This window comes from Streptomyces smaragdinus, assembly GCF_009604385.1.
GTDB lineage: Bacteria > Actinomycetota > Actinomycetes > Streptomycetales > Streptomycetaceae > Streptomyces > Streptomyces smaragdinus.
On the sequence record NZ_WEGJ01000004.1, the window covers coordinates 364,996 to 384,794 of the forward strand.

Annotated in this window: 21 protein-coding genes and 7 tRNA genes; 14 read left to right on the forward strand and 14 right to left on the reverse strand. The window is 73.3% G+C overall.

The window, feature by feature from the left end; all coding sequences use genetic code 11:
• The first annotated feature begins 16 nt into the window (after positions 1-16).
• Both SRB5_RS10320 and SRB5_RS10325 read left to right on the forward strand, forming a co-directional pair.
• Positions 17-949, forward strand: a complete 933-nt coding sequence (locus SRB5_RS10320; RefSeq protein WP_323377482.1) for a phosphotransferase family protein — start codon at positions 17-19, stop codon at positions 947-949.
• 50 nt (positions 950-999) lie between these two features.
• The gene (locus SRB5_RS10325) at positions 1,000-1,272 is read left to right on the forward strand and encodes a TFIIB-type zinc ribbon-containing protein (RefSeq protein ID WP_153451168.1); all 273 of its coding nucleotides are present in this window, start codon (positions 1,000-1,002) and stop codon (positions 1,270-1,272) included.
• Positions 1,273-1,333: 61 nt separating this feature from the next.
• Here the strand turns inward: SRB5_RS10325 and SRB5_RS10330 are convergent.
• The 5 genes from SRB5_RS10330 to SRB5_RS10350 all read right to left on the reverse strand — a co-directional run bounded on the left by SRB5_RS10330 (position 1,334) and on the right by SRB5_RS10350 (position 1,761).
• Positions 1,334-1,405: transfer RNA gene (locus SRB5_RS10330), tRNA-Val, on the reverse strand.
• Between the two features lie 21 nt (positions 1,406-1,426).
• A tRNA-Val gene (locus SRB5_RS10335) sits at positions 1,427-1,498 on the reverse strand.
• 18 nt (positions 1,499-1,516) lie between these two features.
• Positions 1,517-1,588 (reverse strand) — tRNA-Val (locus SRB5_RS10340).
• A gap of 1 nt (position 1,589) precedes the next feature.
• Positions 1,590-1,660: transfer RNA gene (locus SRB5_RS10345), tRNA-Cys, on the reverse strand.
• A 28-nt stretch (positions 1,661-1,688) separates the two neighbouring features.
• Positions 1,689-1,761 (reverse strand) — tRNA-Gly (locus SRB5_RS10350).
• 156 nt (positions 1,762-1,917) lie between these two features.
• Here SRB5_RS10350 and SRB5_RS10355 point away from each other — a divergent pair.
• From SRB5_RS10355 to SRB5_RS10370, 4 genes are read left to right on the forward strand one after another with little or no spacing between them, the layout of a single operon-like run.
• Positions 1,918-2,988, forward strand: a complete 1,071-nt coding sequence (locus SRB5_RS10355) for a chorismate-binding protein (protein ID WP_323377656.1) — start codon at positions 1,918-1,920, stop codon at positions 2,986-2,988.
• Positions 2,985-3,806: an aminotransferase class IV gene (locus tag SRB5_RS10360; RefSeq protein ID WP_323377657.1), complete on the forward strand. Its 822-nt coding sequence runs from the start codon at positions 2,985-2,987 to the stop codon at positions 3,804-3,806. Before SRB5_RS10355 ends, SRB5_RS10360 begins: the two co-directional genes overlap by 4 nt.
• Positions 3,807-3,833: 27 nt before the next feature.
• Positions 3,834-4,664 (forward strand): GNAT family N-acetyltransferase, encoded by an 831-nt coding sequence (locus tag SRB5_RS10365; protein WP_153451169.1) that lies wholly within the window; start codon positions 3,834-3,836, stop codon positions 4,662-4,664.
• A gap of 30 nt (positions 4,665-4,694) precedes the next feature.
• Positions 4,695-5,195 (forward strand): DsbA family protein, encoded by a 501-nt coding sequence (locus SRB5_RS10370; RefSeq protein ID WP_153451170.1) that lies wholly within the window; start codon positions 4,695-4,697, stop codon positions 5,193-5,195.
• A 9-nt stretch (positions 5,196-5,204) separates the two neighbouring features.
• Here the strand turns inward: SRB5_RS10370 and SRB5_RS10375 are convergent, their stop codons facing one another.
• The 4 genes from SRB5_RS10375 to SRB5_RS10385 form a co-directional block, all read right to left on the reverse strand.
• Positions 5,205-5,654 carry a hypothetical protein gene (locus SRB5_RS10375; RefSeq protein WP_153451171.1) on the reverse strand — a complete coding sequence of 150 codons (450 nt, stop codon included), beginning with the start codon at positions 5,652-5,654 and terminating at the stop codon, positions 5,205-5,207.
• Positions 5,655-5,762: 108 nt separating this feature from the next.
• A complete protein-coding gene (locus SRB5_RS35850; protein ID WP_194292888.1) occupies positions 5,763-5,930 on the reverse strand; it encodes a hypothetical protein in 168 nt (55 codons plus the stop codon).
• Positions 5,931-6,041: 111 nt separating this feature from the next.
• Entirely contained in the window at positions 6,042-6,608 is a 567-nt protein-coding gene (locus SRB5_RS10380) for a CGNR zinc finger domain-containing protein (RefSeq protein WP_323377658.1), read from the reverse strand.
• A gap of 234 nt (positions 6,609-6,842) precedes the next feature.
• On the reverse strand, positions 6,843-7,256 hold the full coding sequence (locus tag SRB5_RS10385) for an SsgA family sporulation/cell division regulator (RefSeq protein ID WP_003959770.1): 414 nt from the start codon (positions 7,254-7,256) through the stop codon (positions 6,843-6,845).
• A 190-nt stretch (positions 7,257-7,446) separates the two neighbouring features.
• Here SRB5_RS10385 and SRB5_RS10390 point away from each other — a divergent pair, with 190 nt between their 5' ends.
• From SRB5_RS10390 to SRB5_RS10405, 4 genes are all read left to right on the forward strand, one after another.
• The gene (locus SRB5_RS10390) at positions 7,447-7,923 is read left to right on the forward strand and encodes a TIGR02611 family protein (RefSeq protein WP_153451172.1); all 477 of its coding nucleotides are present in this window, start codon (positions 7,447-7,449) and stop codon (positions 7,921-7,923) included.
• Between the two features lie 74 nt (positions 7,924-7,997).
• Positions 7,998-8,069 (forward strand) — tRNA-Val (locus tag SRB5_RS10395).
• Positions 8,070-8,330: 261 nt separating this feature from the next.
• A complete protein-coding gene (locus SRB5_RS10400; RefSeq protein WP_323377669.1) occupies positions 8,331-8,750 on the forward strand; it encodes an SRPBCC family protein in 420 nt (139 codons plus the stop codon).
• A gap of 36 nt (positions 8,751-8,786) precedes the next feature.
• Positions 8,787-8,858 (forward strand) — tRNA-Val (locus SRB5_RS10405).
• A gap of 48 nt (positions 8,859-8,906) precedes the next feature.
• Here the strand turns inward: SRB5_RS10405 and SRB5_RS10410 are convergent.
• A complete protein-coding gene (locus SRB5_RS10410; protein WP_153451173.1) occupies positions 8,907-9,641 on the reverse strand; it encodes an exonuclease domain-containing protein in 735 nt (244 codons plus the stop codon).
• Between the two features lie 166 nt (positions 9,642-9,807).
• Between SRB5_RS10410 and SRB5_RS10415 the strand changes: the two genes are divergently transcribed.
• The 4 genes from SRB5_RS10415 to SRB5_RS10430 all read left to right on the forward strand — a co-directional run bounded on the left by SRB5_RS10415 (position 9,808) and on the right by SRB5_RS10430 (position 14,255).
• On the forward strand, positions 9,808-10,362 hold the full coding sequence (locus SRB5_RS10415) for a DUF4365 domain-containing protein (protein WP_153451174.1): 555 nt from the start codon (positions 9,808-9,810) through the stop codon (positions 10,360-10,362).
• The gene (locus SRB5_RS10420) at positions 10,359-11,513 is read left to right on the forward strand and encodes a hypothetical protein (RefSeq protein ID WP_153451175.1); all 1,155 of its coding nucleotides are present in this window, start codon (positions 10,359-10,361) and stop codon (positions 11,511-11,513) included. Before SRB5_RS10415 ends, SRB5_RS10420 begins: the two co-directional genes overlap by 4 nt.
• 107 nt (positions 11,514-11,620) lie before the next feature.
• Complete coding sequence (thrS, locus tag SRB5_RS10425) at positions 11,621-13,603, forward strand: threonine--tRNA ligase (protein WP_323377659.1); 1,983 nt, start codon at positions 11,621-11,623, stop codon at positions 13,601-13,603.
• A 91-nt stretch (positions 13,604-13,694) separates the two neighbouring features.
• A complete protein-coding gene (locus SRB5_RS10430) occupies positions 13,695-14,255 on the forward strand; it encodes an HIT family protein (protein WP_153451176.1) in 561 nt (186 codons plus the stop codon).
• Positions 14,256-14,259: 4 nt separating this feature from the next.
• Here SRB5_RS10430 and SRB5_RS10435 read toward each other — a convergent pair whose 3' ends face one another.
• The 4 genes from SRB5_RS10435 to cobT form a co-directional block, all read right to left on the reverse strand.
• On the reverse strand, positions 14,260-15,069 hold the full coding sequence (locus SRB5_RS10435) for a TrmH family RNA methyltransferase (RefSeq protein ID WP_153451177.1): 810 nt from the start codon (positions 15,067-15,069) through the stop codon (positions 14,260-14,262).
• Between the two features lie 10 nt (positions 15,070-15,079).
• Positions 15,080-16,279: a uroporphyrinogen-III C-methyltransferase gene (gene cobA, locus SRB5_RS10440; protein WP_323377660.1), complete on the reverse strand. Its 1,200-nt coding sequence runs from the start codon at positions 16,277-16,279 to the stop codon at positions 15,080-15,082.
• Between the two features lie 161 nt (positions 16,280-16,440).
• Complete coding sequence (locus tag SRB5_RS10445; protein WP_153451178.1) at positions 16,441-17,106, reverse strand: NAD-dependent epimerase/dehydratase family protein; 666 nt, start codon at positions 17,104-17,106, stop codon at positions 16,441-16,443.
• A gap of 74 nt (positions 17,107-17,180) precedes the next feature.
• Positions 17,181-19,799, reverse strand: a 2,619-nt coding sequence (gene cobT / locus SRB5_RS10450; RefSeq protein ID WP_153451179.1) for a nicotinate-nucleotide--dimethylbenzimidazole phosphoribosyltransferase, incomplete at its 5' end; no start/stop codon positions are given.

Genomic DNA, 19,799 nt, shown 5'->3' on the forward strand with positions numbered 1-19,799 from the left:
CACGTACCATCGAGGCGTGCAGCCCAGCCTCAGCCAGCGCCTCGCGGACCTGCGACCCGGTCACCCCCACCGGGTGCTCGCCGACCGTCCCGACGCCACGGTGATCGCCGGCGGCGGCGTGGTCCTCAAGGCGCACGCCCCGCGGACCGATCCCGCCGAGCTGGCCGTACGGCTGCGGATCGCCGCCCACCCCGCGCTCGCCGGCATCCTCCTGGCCCCCCTTCCCGGCCCCCGCACCGCCCTGGACGACCGCCCGGTGACCCGCTGGCCCGAGGGCGGCCCTGTGTCACCGGTCCCCGACGACGCCCCCTGGGCGGCGGCCGGCCGGCTGCTGGCCCGCCTCCACCGGGTCCCCCTCGACACCCTCCCGGGCCCCGTCCCGGCGATGCGCGGCCCCGCCAAGGCCGCGCGGGCCGTCGGCCGGCTGCGCGCCCTCGGGACGTACGAGGACAAGGCGGACGGGAACGAGGCGGACGCCGTGCTGCGCGCCTGGGCGCCGCTGCCGGCCTGGACGCGCGGGGAGGCGCCGTACACCGGGCCGGGCGCCCTGTGCCACGGGGACCTGCATCTGGGCCAGCTCGTCCGGCATCCGCTGCCCGGCGGGCCGTGGCTGCTGATCGACATAGACGACCTCGGCGCCGGCGACCCGGCCTGGGACCTGGCCCGCCCCGCCGCCTGCTACGCCACCGGCCTGCTGCTGCCCGAGGAGTGGGCCACCCTGCTGACCGCCTACCGCGACGCCGGCGGACCGGCTGCCGGTACCCCCGCCGACGGTCTGTGGCCCGCCCGGCTGGACGTCCCCGCCCGCGCGCTGACGGTCCAGCTGGCCGCCCTGTCCCTCGTCCGCGCGCACGAGGAGGGACGTCCCCCCGACGACGTGGACCTCGGGCTGGTGGAGGCGTGCGCGCGGATGGTTTGCGCCCCGGCCCCTCCGGGCGGGGACGAGTAGACGTACGCTGGGGCGGTCAACCACGGCCGTCCGAGGAGTTGAGACGACCCATGCAGTGTCCCAAGTGCGGTGCGCCCATGCAGACGTACAACCGCAGTGGCGTACAGATCGAGCAGTGCAGCGGCTGCCGGGGAATCTTCCTCGACTACGGCGAGCTGGAGTCGATCACGCGGATGGAATCCCAGTGGCAGCAGGCGCCGCCGCCGGCCCCGCCGGCGCAGCCCTACCCGCCGCAGGCGCCCGCCTGGGGCGGCCAGCACGGCGGCCACTACGGCTACGGGCACCGCAACAAGGGCTTCGCCCGGATGCTGTTCTCGTCCTGAGCGGTCCCGGGTACGCGCGAGGGCCGGCACTCCGATCGGAGTGCCGGCCCTCGGCTCGATGTGGACGATACTGGGATTGAACCAGTGACCTCTTCCGTGTCAGGGAAGCGCTCTCCCGCTGAGCTAATCGTCCGTGCGGAAACGCGGTGACGCGTGCGCGATACTGGGATTGAACCAGTGACCTCTTCCGTGTCAGGGAAGCGCTCTCCCGCTGAGCTAATCGCGCGGGGGCCCGAAGGCCCGGTGGACGATACTGGGATTGAACCAGTGACCTCTTCCGTGTCAGGGAAGCGCTCTCCCGCTGAGCTAATCGTCCGAGGTGGAGACGGGATTTGAACCCGTGTAGACGGCTTTGCAGGCCGTTGCCTCGCCTCTCGGCCACTCCACCAGGCAGGGGGCAGGGAACTCCCCCATCGAGCGGACGACGAGATTCGAACTCGCGACCCTCACCTTGGCAAGGTGATGCTCTACCAACTGAGCTACGTCCGCCTGTCATGGTCCGGTCCGCCTCGCGGCGTCCCGGTGACGTCATGAACTGTAGCGGATTCCGGGGCCAGCTCAAATTCCGTATCCCCGCCCCGCCCGGCGGGTCGCCGCTGGCCAGCACCTTCCGCACCCGGCGGGGGGCGGTCCTACACTCGGGGCGTGCCCGCCCTCGCCCCTCTCGCCCCACTCGCCCGTTTCGGCCGGACGACCGCCACGGATCTGCGGGACGTCACCACCGACCCCGCCGCCCTGGAGTCCGCCGGGTGGTGGGCCGTCGTCGCCGACTTCGAGGGCAGGGTGCTGTGCGCGCGCTTCGGCGACGTACGCGAGAGCCCCGCGAAGGAGCGGCCCGCCGGACGCTGGCGCGGGCCCGCGCCCGGGGACTGGACGTCGTCCCTGGACCACGCGGCGTACACGGCGGGGGTGCGGCGGATACGCGAGCACATAGCCGCCGGCGAGGTCTACCAGGCGAACCTGTGCCGGGTCCTGACCGCTCCGCTGCCCGACCCCGCCGCGAGCGACGTGGACGCCCTCGGCGCGCTCCTCGCCCGCGGCAACCCCGCCCCGTACGGGGGCATCGTCCGGCTCCCCGCGCACGGCGCCGAGGTGGCGAGCGCCTCGCCGGAGCTGTTCCTGCGGCGCACCGGGCGGACCGTGGAGTCCGGCCCGATCAAGGGCACCGGGCGTACGCCCGGGGATCTGCTGGAGAAGGACCACGCCGAGAACGTGATGATCGTCGACCTGGTCCGCAACGACCTCGGCCGCGTCTGCGCCACCGGCTCCGTGACCGTCCCGGAGCTGTGCGCGCTGGAGCACCACCCCGGGCTGGTGCATCTCGTCTCGACGGTACGCGGCGAACTCGCGCCCGGGGCCGGCTGGCCGGAGCTGTTCGGCGCCGCCTTCCCGCCCGGCTCCGTCACCGGCGCCCCCAAGAGCAGCGCGCTGCGCATCATCGACGCCCTGGAGACCGCCCCCCGCGGCCCGTACTGCGGCGGCGTCGGCTGGGTGGACGCCGACCGCGGCACCGGTGAACTCGCCGTCGGCATCCGTACGTTCTGGATCGACCGCCTCTCCCCCGGCGGACCGGTGCTGCGCTTCGGCACGGGGGCGGGTATCACCTGGGGGTCGGACCCGGAGCGCGAGTGGGCGGAAACCGAGCTGAAGGCCTCCCGGCTGCTCGCGGTAGCGTCGCGGACGGAACACGCACCGATCCAAGGAGCACGCACGTGAAGATCTGGCTCGACGGGGCACTGCGGGACGCGGGCGACGCCCGGGTGTCCGTCTTCGACCACGGACTGACGGTCGGCGACGGCGTCTTCGAGACGGTGAAGGCGACGGACGGGCAGCCGTTCGCGCTGACGCGCCATCTGCGGCGGCTGGCCCGCTCCGCGGCGGGTCTGGGCCTGCCCGAGCCGGACCTGGACGAGGTCCGCCGGGCGTGCGCGCAGGTGCTCGCCGCCAACCCCGTACCGCTGGGGCGGCTGCGGATCACGTACACCGGCGGCGTCTCCCCGCTGGCCTCGGACCGCGGCCAGGTCGGGCCGACGCTGGTCGTCGCCCTCGGCGAGGCGCGGCGCCGCCCGGACACCACGGCGGCCGTCACCGTGGAGTGGACGCGCAACGAGCGCAGCGCCGTCGCGGGCCTGAAGACCACCTCGTACGCGGAGAACGTCGTCGGCCTGGCCCGCGCCCGCGCCGCCGGGGCCTCCGAGGCCCTCTTCGCCAACACCCGCGGCCGGCTCTGCGAGGGCACGGGGTCCAACGTCTTCGTCGTCCTGGACGGCGAGCTGCACACGCCGCCGGTCGGCTCGGGCTGTCTGGCGGGCATCACCCGCCAGGTGATCGTCGAGTGGACGGGGGCGCGGGAGACGGATCTGCCGTTCGACGTGCTCGACCGGGCGGAGGAGATCTTCCTGACCTCGTCCCTGCGGGACGTGCAGGCCGTCCACACCCTCGACGGCCGCGCGCTGGCGGGGACCCCGGGGCCGGTCACCTCGAAGGCGATGCGGGTCTTCGAGGAGCGGTCCGCCGCGGACATCGACCCGTAGACGCCGATACGAGGGGGCCGAATCCGGATGACGACGACACTGCGGCCGACGGGACCCGAGCGGGCCGAGGCGGACGGCGGACGCGCCCGCGACTACGACGTGTGCGTCAACGGCCGCCCGGTCGGCCGGGTGAGCCTGGGCACGGACGAGCGCGGCGGGCCCGGGGCGGGCCGGATCCGGGCGCTGCGCATCGACGAGGCGGACCGGCACCGGGGCCGCGCCACCGTGGCCGCCCTGGCCGCGGAGGAGGTGCTGCGGGGCTGGGGCTGCCGCTCGGTCGGCGTCACCGTCCCCGCGGCCGCCGCCGCGGCGCTGGGCCTGGCGACGGCGCTCGGGTACACGGAGGCGGGCCGCGCCATGTCCAAGGCGCTGACCGATCCCCCGGAGCTGGCCCCGGAGTACGCGGTACGGCCGATCACCGGCGCCGGGTACGCGGCGTGGCTGGCGGAGTCCGTCGCCTCCTCCGTCGCGCAGCGCACGGCCGCCGGCACCCCCCTGGACGCGGCGCGGCGGGCGGTGGACCGGTCCGTCCGCGTACAGCTGCCCCAGGGCGCCGCCACGCCCGGCACGGCGCTGCGCACGCTGGACCACGCCGGGGTGCCCGTGGGCAGCCTCTGGGTGGCCCTGCGGCGGCCCCACGAGCCCGGCGGCTGGGTGTTCGACGTCGTCGTCCACCCGCCGTACCGGGGCCGGGGCCACGGGCGGGCGCTGCTGCTGCTCGCCGAGCGCGAGTGCCTGGCGGCCGGGCTGGACCGCCTCGGGCTGCACGTCGTCGCCGGGAACACCCCGGCGCTGCGGCTCTACGAATCCCTGGGCTACACGCCCACCGAGTTCCGCCTCGCCAAGCCCCTGCTCTGAGGCACGCCGGCCGCCTGGGAGACTTGTCCCATGACTGACGCATCCCCCGCCCCCGTACTCGACGTCTGGTGCGAGCTGCAGTGCCCCGACTGCCGGACCGCGCTCGACGACATCCGCGCGCTGCGGGAGCGCTACGGGGACCGGCTGGAGATCCGGCTGCGGCACTTCCCCCTCGACAAGCACAAGCACGCCCTGGCGGCCGCCCAGGCGGCGGAGGAGGCCGCGGAGCAGGGCCGGGGCTGGCCGTACACCGAGGCGGTGCTGGCCCGGGTCGCCGAGTTCGACGCGCGGGGCGAGCGGCTGCTCACCGACGTGGCCCGTGAGCTGGGACTGGACGCCGGCGAGCTGGAGACGGCGCTGGTCGACGGCCGCCACTTCCTGGCCGTCGACGCGGATGTGGCGGAGGGCAAGGCGATCGGCGTCACGGGCACGCCGACGTACGAGATCGCCGGCACGCGGCTGGACGGCGGGAAGAGCCAGGAGGGTCTGCGGGAGCGGATCGAGGAGATCGTGGACGGGCTGCTCGCCTGACCCCGGTGCTCAGATGCCGTGCTTCTTGAGGATGGCCTCGATGTCGCTGAAGTCCTCGCCCGCCGGCTCCGCCCGGCGCGCCGGGGCGCGGGTCGGCTCCAGGGCGGGCGCGGCGGCCTTGGGACCCGGCTGCGCGGCGCGCCGGGCGGCCTTGCGCCCGGCCCGGTCGGGAGCCCTGCCGGCGCCGATCCTCGAGGCCAGATAGAGGACCACCGACAGGGCGAGCACGGCGAAGCCCGCCCAGACGGTGGGCTTGAGGACGAGGTCGGCGGCCCATTCGCCGACCGCCGTCCCGACCTTGCGGCCCATCGTCACCAGCCCGGCCATGGCCAGACCGACGGGCAGCAGCGACACGGCGGCGATCTTCGTGGCCCGCCGGAAGCGGCGCCGGTACGCCGTGAGCAGCGCGACGGCCAGACCGGCCGCGGACAGAGCGGCACAGACGGTGGTGGTGAACATGCCTCCATCGTGCACCGCCGGACCCCCGCTCGGCCATGCCCGGCGGCCGTACTCAGGGAGATGTCGGGGACGCGCTCCTCCGCAGGGACCATCCGCGCCGGTACCGGGTCACCACGGGATGAGGTCGTGCGCCCCGGTGAGCGCGATGAGCCCGCCCACCACCGTGAGGAACAGCATCAGCGGGGGCTGGGAGAGGGCGAAGAGGCAGCCGCGGGCCTCGGAGGGCGCGGCAGGCGTGTCTGGGGGCGGGACGGAGTCCTCGGTGATGTGCGCCATGGCGGCACCGATGATGACGCACGGCCCTGCGCCGCGGGGGCAACACGCGAGGATTCAAGGGGCTGTTCATCCATCGGCACCTGGCGCGAAGGGGTGGCGAATCCGCGCGGCTCAGTCCGCGTTGACGCCGGCCTCGCGCCGCCGGGCCCGGTACGCGGCGACGTGCAGCCGGTTGCCGCACGTACGGCTGGAGCAGTAGCGGCGCGAACGGTTGCGGGACAGGTCGACGAAGGCCCGCCCGCAGTCCGGCGCCTCGCACCTGCGCAGCCGCTCCTGCTCCCCCGCGACGACCAGGAAGGCCAGCGCCATCCCGCAGTCGGCGGCCAGATGGCGGCCCAGGGAGGCGCCGGGGGCGAAGTAGTGGATGTGCCAGTCGTAGCCGTCGTGGTCGGTCAGCCGGGGCGTGGTCCCCGCGCCCGCCACGAGGTCGTTCAGCAGCCGGGCGGCGGACCGGGCGTCGGGGGCCGCGAAGACCCGCGCGAACCGGTCCCGCACCGCGTGCACCTCGGCGACGTCGCCCTCGCCGAGCGCGCCGACACCGCTGATGCCGTGCGCGGTGACGAACCGCCGCAGCGCGGCGGCGTCGGGCAGCCCCTCGTCCCCCGCCCCGGTGCCCGCGGTGTTCAGCAGTCCCACGACGGCGTCGAGCGCGCACCGGGTGTCGTGATTGATCAGCACGGGATTCCCCACGTCGAAAACCTGACCGGGGAGTCGACTGTACCCAGGTTCCCGGCGGGGTGTCCGGGCCGGGTTCCGGGTCCGTACGGGCCGGCGCGCCGCACGGGGAACGCGGCACGGCACCGCCGTCGCGGTGTCCCGCGGCCACGGTGCCGTGCTCGTATCCGGTTGTGTGGTCAGTTGTACGTTCCGTCCCGCGCCGTCTCCCCGAGTCGGACGGCGTCGGGCGTCTCGTCAGCTCTCCGCGAGGATGTGGGAGAGCTCTGTGTCGAGGTCGAAGTGACGGTGTTCGGTGCCGGGCGGGACGGCGGCGTCGGTCCGTTTCAGGAACGACTCCAGCGCCCGCGCGGGCGCCTCCAGCAGGGCCTCGCCCTCCGGAGAGCTCAGGGCGATGCACACCACGCCCTGACCGTGGCTGCGGGACGGCCAGACTCGGACGTCGCCGGTGCCGGTGGGCCGGTGCAGGCCCTCGGCGAGGAGGTCGCGGGCGAACACCCATTCGACCGTTTCCTCGGCTCCGGTGTGGAAGGTGGCGTGTACGGCGTAGGGATCCGCCGTGTCGTACCGCAGGCCCGCCGGGACGGGCAAAGAGGACTCGCTCGACACAACGAGGCGCAGGTGCAGCTCGCAGCTGACCGTGGTGTTCATAAGCGCCAGGGCCTTTCGCTCAGTGTGCGCTCGGGGATTCGCACGTCGGCGAAGTCGACATGCCACCTACCGGGGCGTTGTAAACCCCTCTGACCGTTTTGTGATGATTTAGGTACTTCGTATGGCCTAGTGGTGATACTGCGAACTCGGCCATTCCGGTGAAGTCCCGGGCTCAGGTAGTTTGGGCTGCATGAATGCGGAGAGTAACGGAGGGGGCCGTTCCGTCCCGGTAGGCGCGACGGACGGCGCGGGAGATGACCCGGTCGAGGGAACGGACCGCGTCCTCAAGGAGCCGGCACCCGGCATATCCAAGGCGCCCCAGTTCATCCAGGCCCGGCGCACACTCCACCTGAGCTGGCAGGTCGGCGTCTTCGTCGTCGGCCTCGCCATCGTCGGCCTTGGCATCGTCATGCTGCCGCTGCCCGGCCCCGGCTGGGTGGTCATCTTCCTCGGCATGGCCGTCTGGGCCACCGAATTCGTCTGGGCACAAGTCGTGCTCCACTGGACCAAACGCAAGGTCACCGAAGCCGCCCAGCGCGCCCTCGACCCCAAGGTCCGCAAACGCAACATCACCCTGACCGTCATCGGCTGCGCCATCGCCGGCGCACTCCTCGCCGCCTACATCGCCCGCTACGGCATGGAAATGCCCTGGAAGACCGACCACTGACCGCCGCCCCCGCGCTCCCCCGCCCGCAGCGTCACGACCACCGCCTGACATGCGGTAACGTTGACCCCGCACCCGGGCGATTAGCTCAGTGGGAGAGCGCTTCGTTCACACCGAAGAGGTCACTGGTTCGAACCCAGTATCGCCCACTCGGGAGAGGGAGAACCGTGTCTGCGGACTGCGCAGACCGGGGCTCCCTCGTTTGTTTTTTGCGCACGGCTTCGCCGGCGCGGGTGGGGGGCTGCGCCCCACCCACACCCCCCGCGTCGCGGTCGGCGGGGTGACCCCCTCAGTTCGTGCGGCGGGGTGTGTCCTTGGGGTTCCTTCGTGTTTCTCTTCTTCTGGATTCTCCTGTGGTGGTTTTTGGGCAGAATTGGGGGGTGAGCTGGAGTCGTTACCGGTTTCGTAGTGTGTGGGTTTTCGAGGCCTCGCCGGAGGCTGTGTTCGATGTGCTTGCCGATGTGGAGGGGTATCCCTCGTGGTGGCCTCAGGTTCGGGGGGTGCGGCAGGTCGACGGGGAGTCCGGGGAGTTGAGGTTCCGGTCCTTTCTGCCGTATTCGCTTCGGGTGGTGGGGCGGGAGGTTCGGCGGGACCCGGCCGACGGGGTGCTCGAGCTGGGGATGCGGGGGGATCTTGTGGGGTTCGCCCGGTTCACCGTGGTGGGGGACGGGGGGCGGGCCCGTGCTCTGTTCGAGCAGGAGGTCGAGGTCACCGTGCCGTTCATGCGGGTGTTCGGGGTAGTGGGGCGGCCGTTCTTCCGGGCCAATCACGCGTGGATGATGCGGGGCGGACGGCGGGGGCTGCGGCAGGCGCTCCGGGAACGGGTTTGAACAGCGGGGGGCGGGCCCTGTAATGTTCTGCGCAGCGGGCGATTAGCTCAGCGGGAGAGCACTTCGTTCACACCGAAGGGGTCACTGGTTCGATCCCAGTATCGCCCACCCGTGATCAGCGGCCCGAGTCCTCGGACTCGGGCCGCTGTCGTGCGTTCAGGCCGCCGTGCGCAGGTCCGGGCGCAGCGGCCAGGCCGGGTCCACCGTCTCGTCCGAGCCGTTCTTCGCGAACCACGTCTGCAGGCCCCGCGCCTGCGCCGCGTGCCAGACCGTCTGGCGGGCGTGCAGCTCCGCCGGGCGGTGCGCGCCTATGCGTTCCGTGAAGCGGGCGCCTATCCGGCGGACCACCGTCAGCGCGGCGATCGCGTCCGCCGCCGCGTCGTGCGCCTCGCTCAGCTCCACCTCGTACGTCTCGCACAGGTCCGTCAGCGTGCGGCGGCCCTTGCGGTAGCGGTCCAGATGCTTGTCCAGGACCCGGGGGTCCAGGACCGTCAGGGGGCCCGCGCCCAGATACGCCTGCAGGGAACTGTTGCGGTGCCGGCGCAACTCGCGGTCCAGCAGCGTCAGATCGAACGGCGCGTTCATCACGACCAGCGGCACACCCGCCGCGGACTGCGCCGCCAGGGCCCGGCCGATCTCCTCCATCACCGGCGACGGCCAGCGGCCGAAACGCTGCAGATGGTCGTCCGTCAGCCCGTGGATCCGGCTCGCCTCCGCCGGCACCGCCACGCCCGGCGACACCAGCCAGCGGGTGATACGCGGGGGTGACGTCGGCTGATGCTGGATCACCAGCGCCGCCGAGACGATGCGGTCGTGCTCCACGTCGACGCCCGTCGTCTCCGTGTCGAACGCCGCCAGTGGTCCCTCGTACCAGAGTGTGGTCGACTCCAAGACCCCAACTCCTCGCTCTAGCCCGGCCGGTGGTGCATCGGTCCCCGCCCGACCTGGTCATACCCGCATCCGCAAGGAGTCGAACAGGGTTCGTTTCGCCGTTACTCGCGGTGGCGACAACCATAGAAGGAACAGAACGGCTCATTCCCGGAAGGCAGTTGGGGTCATGGCGTTCGCGCAGCCCGAACCCGGTGGGCTGATGGCGCCGCAGCGCGGCGGGCTCGCCGTCACCGCCTGTATGGAAACCCTCCAGGTCGGCTATCTGCACGCCGTCGCGGCCGCCGCCGGGTGCTCCCTCGCCCAGCCCTTTCCGGACAACGGGATCGACTGGCACGTCAGCCACAGCGCCCCCGGGCACGCCGTCGACGACGAGGTCACCATCAAGGTGCAGCTGAAGGCCACCTACCAGGTGCCCCCGCGGCCCACGGGGCCGGCGTTCTCGTTCACCCTGGACAACGCGCATCTGGCGAAACTCGCCCGCACGCCGGTGTCGGTGCACAAGATCCTCGTCGTGATGCTCGTGCCCCGTACCCGGGACGAGTGGCTGCGCGCCGGACACGACCGGCTGGAGCTGCGGCACTGCTGTTACTGGATCAGCCTGGCCGGGCATCCGGTCACCGGGCGGACGAGGACCGTCGTCCGGATCCCGACCGCGCGCGTCTTCGACGACCGGGCGCTGTGCGAGATCATGACCCGGGTCGGCAGGGGAGGACGGCCATGAACGGTTACGGACCCGACGCGCCGGCGGTGGACCCCGCCGTCCTCACCGCCCTGCTCGACCGCCACGGCTGGCGCCGCCACGGGGCCGCCGCCGCCCGCTACGCGCGCTGGACCCCGCCGGGCGACGGACCCGGCGGGACCAGCCTCCTCGTGCCCCGCGACCGCTCCTACCCCGACAGCGGCGATCTGCTCGCCGAGGCGGTCGAAGCCCTCGGGCACAGCGCCTGCCCCTCCGCCCGCGACATCCTCGTCGGCCTCGCCGTGCCCAGCGACGAGGTCCGCTGGGAGCAGGACCTCCCCGCCGGCGGTGACGGTACGCCCGTGTGGACCGCGGCCGAGCAGCTGCGGGGCGCGGCCCGGGCCATGCTCCTCGCCGGGGTGCTGGCCGTACGGGAGCGGGCCGGGTACCACGGCGCGCGGCACCGGCGGCAGGCCGAGGCCGAGCTGGAGCGCGTCCTCGTCGGGCCCGGGTCCGGCGCCGGGCGGCTGACGGCGTTCGTGCCCGTACCGGCGGGGCGGGCCGCGGTGGCCGTGCTGCACGGGGCGCTGCAGGCCGTACGGGACGCCGTGGACTACGCGCGGGCCACCGGCGGCATGGAGGCGTTCGACGCCGCCGTGGAGCTCGGCGTCTGCACCGAGCTGACGGCCGCCCTCACCGCCCTCGTCCGCGGCACCCACGGCGTCGGCGTCACCCTCGCCTGGGCCCCCGCCACCGGCGGCCCCCTCGGCGTCTCCCCCCGCCCCGAGCCGGTCCGCTTCACCCCCGGCGACCTGCCCGCCCTGCGGCACGCCGGACGCCGCTACCGGCGCGACGAACCCTCCCTCCCCGTCCGGCTCACCGGCACCGTGGTCCGGATGCGCCGCGACGGACCCCACGGCCCCGGCCGCGTCCGGCTGCGGGTCCTCGCCGGGGCCGAGGTCACCGCCGTCCGGGCCGCCCTGGACGAGGAGGACTACCGGATCGCCGGACAGGCGCATCTGGTCGGCATGCCGATCCGGCTCGACGGACGCCTCGAGAGCCGCGGCGGCTTCCGCCGGGTGACGGGCGTGTCCGGCGTCACGCCCGTACCGCTGGAGGAGGCCGAGCGGGACCGGATGCTGAAGTCGCTCCACGAGAACCTCGACTTCTTCGAGGACGCCTGCGGCGGCTGAGCCCGCGGCACGGGGCCCGCGTTTTCGTTCACGGCACCCCGGCTCGGTACGATTCAGGCCGCACCCCGCATCGGCGGTGCCCGAACCGAGTCCCCGAGGAGTTTCCGGTGTCCGACGTCAGTGTGATCATCAAACGCGCATCCGCCGAGCCGGAAGAGCGTGTGGTCACGACGGGGACGACGGCCGCCGCGCTCTTCGAGGGCGAACGTACCGTCGTCGCCGCCCGGGTCGCCGGGCAGCTGAAGGACCTCGCGTACGAACTCGCCCCCGGCGACGAGGTCGAGCCCGTCGAGATCAGCTCCGAGGACGGGCTGAACATCCTGCGCCACTCCACCGCGCACGTCATGGCGCAGGCCGTGCAGGAGCTCTTCCCCGAGGCGAAGCTGGGCATCGGCCCGCCCATCAAGGACGGCTTCTACTACGACTTCGACGTCGAGATCCCCTTCACGCCGGAGGATCTCAAGGCGATCGAGAAGAAGATGCAGGAGATCCAGAAGCGCGGCCAGCGCTTCTCCCGCCGGGTGACCAACGACGAGGACGCCCGCGTGGAGCTGGCGGACGAGCCGTACAAGCTGGAGCTCATCGGGCTGAAGGGCTCCGCGGCCGAGGCCGCCGAGGGTGCCTCGGCCGAGGTCGGCGCGGGTGAGCTGACGATCTACGACAACCTGGACGCCAAGACCGGCGAGCTGTGCTGGCGCGACCTGTGCCGCGGCCCGCACCTGCCGACGACGCGGAACATCCCGGCGTTCAAGCTGATGCGGTCGGCCGCCGCGTACTGGCGGGGCAGCGAGAAGAACAAGCAGCTCCAGCGGATCTACGGCACCGCGTGGCCGACGAAGGACCAGCTGAAGGCGCATCTGGACTTCCTCGCCGAGGCGGAGAAGCGCGACCACCGCAAGCTCGGCAGCGAGCTCGACCTGTTCTCCATCCCGGAGGAGATCGGCTCCGGTCTGGCCGTCTTCCACCCCCGCGGCGGCATCATCCGCCGGACCATGGAGGACTACTCGCGGCGGCGGCACGAGGAGGCGGGCTACGAGTTCGTCTACACGCCGCACGCGACGAAGGGGCGCCTTTTCGAGAAGTCCGGGCACCTGGACTGGTACGCCGACGGCATGTACCCGCCCATGCAGCTGGACGAGGGCACGGACTACTACCTCAAGCCCATGAACTGCCCCATGCACAACCTGATCTTCGACGCGCGGGGGCGGTCCTACCGTGAGCTGCCCCTGCGGCTGTTCGAGTTCGGAACCGTGTACCGGTACGAGAAGTCCGGCGTCGTGCACGGGCTGACCCGGGCCCGGGGGTTCACCCAGGACGACGCGCACATCTACTGCACCAAGGAGCAGATGGCGGGCGAGCTGGACTCGCTGCTGACCTTCGTGCTGAACCTGCTGCGGGACTACGGTCTGGACGACTTCTACCTCGAGCTGTCGACCCGGGACCCGGAGAAGTCCATCGGCTCCGACGAGGTCTGGGAAGAGGCCACGGAGACGCTGCGGCAGGCCGCCGAGAAGCAGGGCCTGGAGCTCGTGATGGACCCGGGCGGGGCGGCGTTCTACGGGCCGAAGATCTCGGTCCAGGCGAAAGATGCCATCGGGCGGACGTGGCAGATGTCGACGATCCAGGTCGACTTCAACCTGCCGGAGCGTTTCGAGCTCGAGTACACCTCCCCGGACGGGACGAAGCAGCGGCCGGTCATGATCCACCGGGCGCTGTTCGGGAGCATCGAGCGGTTCTTCGCGGTGCTGCTCGAGCACTACGCCGGTGCGTTCCCGGCATGGCTGGCGCCGGTGCAGGCCGTGGGGATCCCGGTCGGTGAGGGGCACGTGCAGTATCTGGAGGAGTTCGCCACCGAGGCCCGGCGGAAGGGGCTTCGGGTGGAGGTCGACTCGTCGTCGGACCGGATGCAGAAGAAGATCAGGAACCATCAGAAGGGCAAGGTCCCCTTCATGATCATCGTCGGTGACGACGACATGACTGGCGGAACGGTGTCGTTCCGGTACCGGGACGGGTCGCAGAAGAACGGGATCCCCCGTGACGAGGCGCTGGCCGAGCTCGTTGATGTCGTGGAGCGACGGGTTCAGAACTGACCGTTCCCGTCCGTACAGGGCGGATCCGTCCAGGGGCGGTCCTTCTCCGGAAGGGCCGCCCCTCGCGCTCTCGCGGCGCCGCCGCCCGCATATGCTTGCCCGCATGACGAACGAGCCGGAGCTGCAGATCGGGGTGGGTTCGCCGGATGGGTTCCAGCGGCTGTGGACCCCCCATCGCATGGCGTACATCCAGGGGGAGAACAAGCCGACGGGACCCGGGTCGGACGACGGCTGCCCCTTCTGCACGGTGCCCGGCAAGTCCGACGAGGACGGCCTCGTCCTGGCGCGCGGCACGCATGTGTACGCGGTGCTCAATCTGTACCCGTACAACGGCGGGCATCTGATGACCGTCCCGTTCCGGCACGTCGCCGACTACACGGACCTCACCGCCGAGGAGACCGTGGAGCTCGCGGAGTTCACCAAGCAGGCGATGCGGGCACTGCGCGCCGCGTCCGGCGCCCACGGGTTCAACATCGGGCTGAACCAGGGGCCCGTCGCCGGCGCGGGCATCGCGGCGCATCTGCACCAGCACGTCGTGCCGCGGTGGGGCGGGGACACGAACTTCATGCCGGTCATCGGGCACACCAAGGTCCTCCCGCAGCTGCTCGCCGACACCCGGCGGATACTGGCGGAGGCCTGGGAGACGGCGTAGCCGCCTACCGTGCCGGGCGGGCCGCGTAGAACGCGACGGCGGCCGCCGCTCCGACGTTGAGGGAGTCGACGTCGTGGGCCATGGGGATACGGATCAGCCGGTCGGCCGCCGCCATCGCGCGGCGGGTGAGGCCGGCGCCCTCGGCGCCCACCAGCAGCGCCGCCTTGTCCCGGGTGTGCAGGGCCGCCTCGTCGATGGAGATCGCCCCCTGTGCCGGGGTCAGGGCGTAGACCGTGAAGCCTGCCTCGCGGACCGTGGTGAGGTCGCTCGGCCAGTGGTCGAGGCGGGCGTACGGGACGGTGAAGACGGCGCCCATGGAGACCTTCACCGAGCGGCGGTACAGGGGGTCGGCGCAGTCCGGGGAGAGCAGGACGGCGTCCATGCCGAGGGCGGCGGCGCTGCGGAAGATGGCGCCGATGTTCGTGTGGTCGTTGACCGCTTCCATGATCGCGACGCGGTGGGCGGACGCGAGGAGGTCCGCGGGCGGCGGGAGGGGTTTGCGCCGCATGGAGGCCAGTGCGCCGCGGTGGACGTGGTAGCCGGTGATCTGTTCGGCCTGCTCGGCCGTGACCAGGTAGGCCGGGGCGGGGGCGGCGTCGATGACGTCGTGCATCTGGTCGAGCCACTTGGGCTCGAGGAGCATCGAGCGCATCGTGTAACCGGCGGCCAGGGCGCGGCGGATGACCTTCTCGCCCTCGGCAATGAACAGGCCCTCGGCGGGTTCGCGGCGGCGGCGCAGTTCCACGTCCGTCAGGCCGGTGTAGTCGTGGAGCCTGGCGTCGGCGGGGTCGTCGATCGTGATGAGTCCGTGCATGGGGTGCTCTCTAGCGTCCGGAACGCTTCACGACGTCGCCGATGACGATGACCGCGGGCGGGCGGATGTCCTCGGCGGCGATGACGGCGGCCAGCTCCGACAGGGGGGCGTCGACGCGGCGCTGGGCGGCGGTGGTGCCCTCCTGGATCGCGGCGGCGGGGGTGTCGGCGGGGCGGCCGTGGGCGATGAGGGCGTCGGCGATGGCGGCGGCGCGTTCGACGCCCATGAGGACGACGAGGGTGCCGCGGGTCTGCGCGAGGGCGGGCCAGTTGGTGAGGGAGCGTTCGTCGTCGGGGGCCACGTGGCCGCTGACCACGGTGAACTCGTGGGCGACGCCGCGGTGGGTGACGGGGATGCCGACGGCGCCGGGCACGCTGATGGCGCTGGTCACGCCGGGGACGACGGTGCAGGTAAGGCCGGCCGCCGCGAGGGCTTCGACCTCCTCCGTGCCGCGGCCGAAGACGAAGGGGTCGCCGCCCTTGAGGCGGACGACGGCCTTGCCGGCCTTCGCGTGTTCGATGAGGGCGTTGTTGATGGCCTCCTGGGCCATGTAGCGCCCGTACGGGATCTTGGCGGCGTCGATGACCTCGACGTGGGGCGGGAGTTCGTCGAGGAGGTCGCGCGGGCCCAGCCGGTCCGCGATGACCACGTCCGCCTCGGCGAGCAGCCGGCGGCCGCGGACGGTGATCAGGTCGGGGTCGCCGGGGCCGCCGCCGACGAGGGCGACGCCCGGGGCGCGGTCGCGGTGGCGGGGGGCGGCGAGGGTGCCGGTGTGCAGGCCCTCGACGACGGCGTCCCGGACGGCGGCGGAGCGGCGGGGGTCGCGGCCGGTGAGGACGGCGACCGTGACGCCGTCGCTGCGGCCGGTGGCGGGGGTCCAGGCGGTGGCGGCGCCCGCGTCGTCGCTGCGTACGCACCAGACGCGGTGGGCCTCGGCCTCGGCGGAGGCGCGGGCGTTGGCGTCGGGGTCGCTGGTGGTGACCAGGGCGTACCAGGCGTCGGCGAGGTCGCCGTCGCGGTACGGGCGGCGTTCCCAGCGGATCTCCCCGCCGGTGGCCATGGCCTCGACGGAGGGGGTGGCGTCCGGTGAGACGAGGAGGACGTCGGCACCGGCGGCGATCAGCGCGGGAAGGCGGCGCTGGGCGACCTGTCCCCCGCCGAGTACGACGACCTTCTTGCCCTCGAGGCGGAGTCCAACGGGATAGGTCACTGCTCTGATCTCCTCATGTCGCGCTGACCTGACGATACCGTCCCGTCAGTCGGGGGTGTCCGTGCGGCCTTGTCCCCCGGCCGGGGGTCCGGGGGTTGCCCCCGGGAAACACAGCCCGACGGCGCGGGCGGGGGCGGCCGAGGTCTGAGGGGTGGACAGGGTCATGCGGCGCCGAGCCGGTTGATGTCCCGGGTGCGCAGGACCGTGGGGCCCTCGCCCGCCAGGGCCGTGACGGCGATCATCGCGCGGCCGACCGTGTCGGTGGTGGTGACGTGGTTCGGGACCAGCCGGCGCAGCAGGGGGTAGAGCCAGGACAGGCCCCGGTAGAGAACCCGGTAGAGAGGGGTCCTGGAGACCACGCCGTCGACGGGCTGGATGTAGCCGGGGCGGAACATGTACGCGTGGCAGGGCATCGCGAGGAGTTCGTTCTCGGTACGGCCCTTCACCCGGGCCCACATGACGCGGCCCTTCTCGCTGCTGTCGGTGCCCTCGCCGGAGACGTAGACGAAGGTCATGGCGGGGTTGCCGGTCAGGGCGCGGGCGGCGGCGAGGGTGTAGTCGTGGGTGATCCGGGTGTACTCGGCCTCCTTGCGTCCGACGGAGGTGACGCCGAGGCAGAAGAAGACGGCGTCCGGTTCGCCGAGGCCGTCGCGGATCGCGGAGTAGTCGGTGAAGTCCGAGTGGGTGATCTCGCGCAGACGGGCGTGTGACACGCCCAGGGGGCGGCGGACGACCGCGAGGACCTCGCCGATCCGTTCGTCGCGCAGACAGGCGCGCAGGACGCCCTGGCCGACCATGCCGGACGCACCGAAGATCACTACACGCATGGCCGCTCCAGAACGAGTGAGGGGGAGCTCGGTCAGGACACCGTAGAGGCCCCGGCCCGCTCCCCCGTCCCGGACTACTTCTCGGTGACGCCCGCGGCGTCGAACGTCGCGACCTCGTGCATCGCCCGGGCCGCGGACTGGACGAGGGGCAGCGCCAGCAGCGCGCCGGTGCCCTCGCCGAGGCGCAGGTCCAGGTCGATGAGGGGGCGCAGGCCGAGCTTGGTGAGCGCCGCGGTGTGGCCCGGCTCGGCGGAGCGGTGTCCGGCCACGCAGGCGGCCAGGGCCTCGGGGGCGATGGCGCGGGCGACGAGGGCCGCGGCGCCGGCCGAGACGCCGTCGAGGATCACCGGAGTGCGCAGGGAGGCGCCGCCGAGGATGAAGCCGACGAGCGCGGCGTGTTCGAGGCCGCCGACGGCCGCGAGGACGCCCACCGGGTCGGCGGGGTCGGGGCGGTGGAGCTCCAGGGCGTGGCGGACGACCTCGACCTTGCGGGCGTGGGTCTCGTCGTTGATGCCCGTGCCCCGGCCCGTGACGTCGAGGGGGTCGGTGTCGGTGAACACGGAGATCAGCGCCGCCGACGCGGTGGTATTGGCGATGCCCATCTCGCCGGTGAGGAGCGCCTTGTTGCCGGCGGCCACCAGATCGCGGGCGGTCTCGATGCCCGCCTCGATGGCCTTGAGGGCCTCCTCGCGGGTCATCGCGGGCCCGGCGGTGAAGTCGGCCGTCCCGGCGCGGACCTTGCGCGGCAGCAGGCCCGGCGCGGCGGGGAGGTCGGCCGCGACGCCGACGTCGACGACGCAGACCTCGGCGCCGACCTGGGCGGCGAAGGCGTTGCACACGGCGCCGCCGGCCAGGAAGTTGGCGACCATCTGCCCGGTGACCTCCTGGGGCCACGGGGTCACGCCCTGGCCGTGCACCCCGTGGTCGCCGGCGAAGATCGCCACGGCGGCCGGTTCCGGCACGGGGGGCGGGCACTTACGGGACAGTCCGCACAGCTGGGCGGAGATGATCTCCAGCATGCCGAGCGAGCCGGCCGGCTTGGTCATCCGCTTCTGCCGCTCCCACGCCTCGCCGAGCGCCTTGGCGTCCAGCGGGCGGATCGCGTCCAGAGTCTCCAGCAGCAGGTCGTGCGGGTCCTCGCCGGGCAGGGCGCGGCGGCCGTACGACTCCTCGTGCACCACCCACGACAGCGGGCGCCGCTGCGACCAGCCGGACTCGACCAGCTCGGGCTCCGCCGGGAACTCGTCGACGTAACCGACGCAGAGATAGGCGACGATGTCGAGGTGCTCGGGCAGCTCGAGCTCGCGGCACAGCTCGCGCTCGTCGAAGAAGCTGACCCAGCCGACGCCCAGGCCCTCGGCGCGGGCGGCGAGCCAGAGGTTCTCGACCGCGAGCGCGGAGGAGTACGGGGCCATCTGGGGCTGCGTGTGCCGGCCCAGGGTGTGCCGGCCGCCGCGGGTGGGGTCGGCGGTGACCACGATGTTCACCGGGGTGTCGAGGATGGCCTCGACCTTCAGCTCCTTGAACTGCTTGGCGCGGGCCTTGGGCAGGGACTGCGCGTACGCCTCGCGCTGCCGGCCGGCCAGTTCGTGCATCCGGCGGCGGGTGTCCTCGGAGCGGATGACGACGAAGTCCCAGGGCTGGGAGTGGCCGACGCTGGGCGCGGTGTGGGCGGCCTCCAGGACGCGCAGCAGGACCTCGTGCGGAACGGGGTCGGGGCGGAAGCCGTTGCGGATGTCGCGCCGTTCGCGCATCACGCGGTGGACGGCCTCGCGGGCGTCGTCGTCGAAGGGGGCGGCGGGCGGGGCTTCGGGGGCCGGCTCCTGGGCCTCGGCTCCGGGGGCGGGCTCGGGCTCCTGCGCGGGCTGCGGCTGCGGCTCGGGGGCGGGCGCCGCGGCCTCGGCCGGCGCCGGCTCCTGCGCGGGCTGGGGGACAGCGACCGGCTCTGGCTCCGGGGGGACGGCCGCTTCCGCGGCGGCCGGTGCGGCGTGGTCCTCCGGCGTCGGCTCGGCGGGCGGGACGGCCTGCGTCGCGGGCCGGGCGACGGCGGGTTCGGCCTCCGGGACGGGGGCGGGCGCCGGGGTCCAGGGCTGCGGCTGCGGCGGGATGTGGCCCAGCTGGGGGCCGGGGAGTTCGCCGCCCGGGCCCGTCACGTCGAGGTACTCCGCGACGGCAACCGGCTGCGGCTGTACGGCGATCGGGGGCGCCTCGGCGACGGGGGCCTCCGCCACGGGGGCGGGCTCCGCGACCGGCACGGCGGCGGCCGGCGGCGGCGCGGCCTGCTCCGCCGGCGGTTCGACGACCGCGACGGGCTCCACCGGCACGACGGCGACCGGGACCGGGGCGGGCGCGGGGGCCTGAGCGGGTACGGGCGCCGCGACCGGCTCGGGCGTGGCGGCGGATACGGCGACCGGCTGGGGCTCCATGGCCGGCGCGGGTACGGCGACGGGGGCCTGGAAGGGCGCGGGCTGCGCCGCGGCGGCCGGTGCCGGCACCGGAGCCGGGCCGCGGTCCGCCAGGGACCGGACGACGCCGCCGGTCTGCCCCGGCACCGCCGGGCCGCGGTGCAGCGGGCGCCCCGGCCGCCGATCATCTGCTGTGCGCGGCGTCCGACGACCCGCTGATCGTCGCGGAGGCCCATATGACCTTCTATCACCTGCTGTGGGAGCTGACGCAGGTGTTCCTCGAGCAGT

What these genes read in the sequence shown, in the direction of transcription:
- SRB5_RS10415 (WP_153451174.1), top strand. Translation starts at nt 9,808, where the DNA reads ATGGCGTTCGCGCAGCCCGAACCCGGTGGGCTGATGGCGCCGCAGCGC.
- SRB5_RS10385 (WP_003959770.1), bottom strand. Translation starts at nt 7,256, where the DNA reads ATGAACACCACGGTCAGCTGCGAGCTGCACCTGCGCCTCGTTGTGTCG.
- SRB5_RS10420 (WP_153451175.1), top strand. Translation starts at nt 10,359, where the DNA reads ATGAACGGTTACGGACCCGACGCGCCGGCGGTGGACCCCGCCGTCCTC.
- SRB5_RS10365 (WP_153451169.1), top strand. Translation starts at nt 3,834, where the DNA reads ATGACGACGACACTGCGGCCGACGGGACCCGAGCGGGCCGAGGCGGAC.
- SRB5_RS10370 (WP_153451170.1), top strand. Translation starts at nt 4,695, where the DNA reads ATGACTGACGCATCCCCCGCCCCCGTACTCGACGTCTGGTGCGAGCTG.
- SRB5_RS10375 (WP_153451171.1), bottom strand. Translation starts at nt 5,654, where the DNA reads ATGTTCACCACCACCGTCTGTGCCGCTCTGTCCGCGGCCGGTCTGGCC.
- SRB5_RS10390 (WP_153451172.1), top strand. Translation starts at nt 7,447, where the DNA reads ATGAATGCGGAGAGTAACGGAGGGGGCCGTTCCGTCCCGGTAGGCGCG.
- SRB5_RS10430 (WP_153451176.1), top strand. Translation starts at nt 13,695, where the DNA reads ATGCTTGCCCGCATGACGAACGAGCCGGAGCTGCAGATCGGGGTGGGT.
- SRB5_RS10435 (WP_153451177.1), bottom strand. Translation starts at nt 15,069, where the DNA reads ATGCACGGACTCATCACGATCGACGACCCCGCCGACGCCAGGCTCCAC.
- SRB5_RS10445 (WP_153451178.1), bottom strand. Translation starts at nt 17,106, where the DNA reads ATGCGTGTAGTGATCTTCGGTGCGTCCGGCATGGTCGGCCAGGGCGTC.
- SRB5_RS35850 (WP_194292888.1), bottom strand. Translation starts at nt 5,930, where the DNA reads ATGGCGCACATCACCGAGGACTCCGTCCCGCCCCCAGACACGCCTGCC.
- SRB5_RS10325 (WP_153451168.1), top strand. Translation starts at nt 1,000, where the DNA reads ATGCAGTGTCCCAAGTGCGGTGCGCCCATGCAGACGTACAACCGCAGT.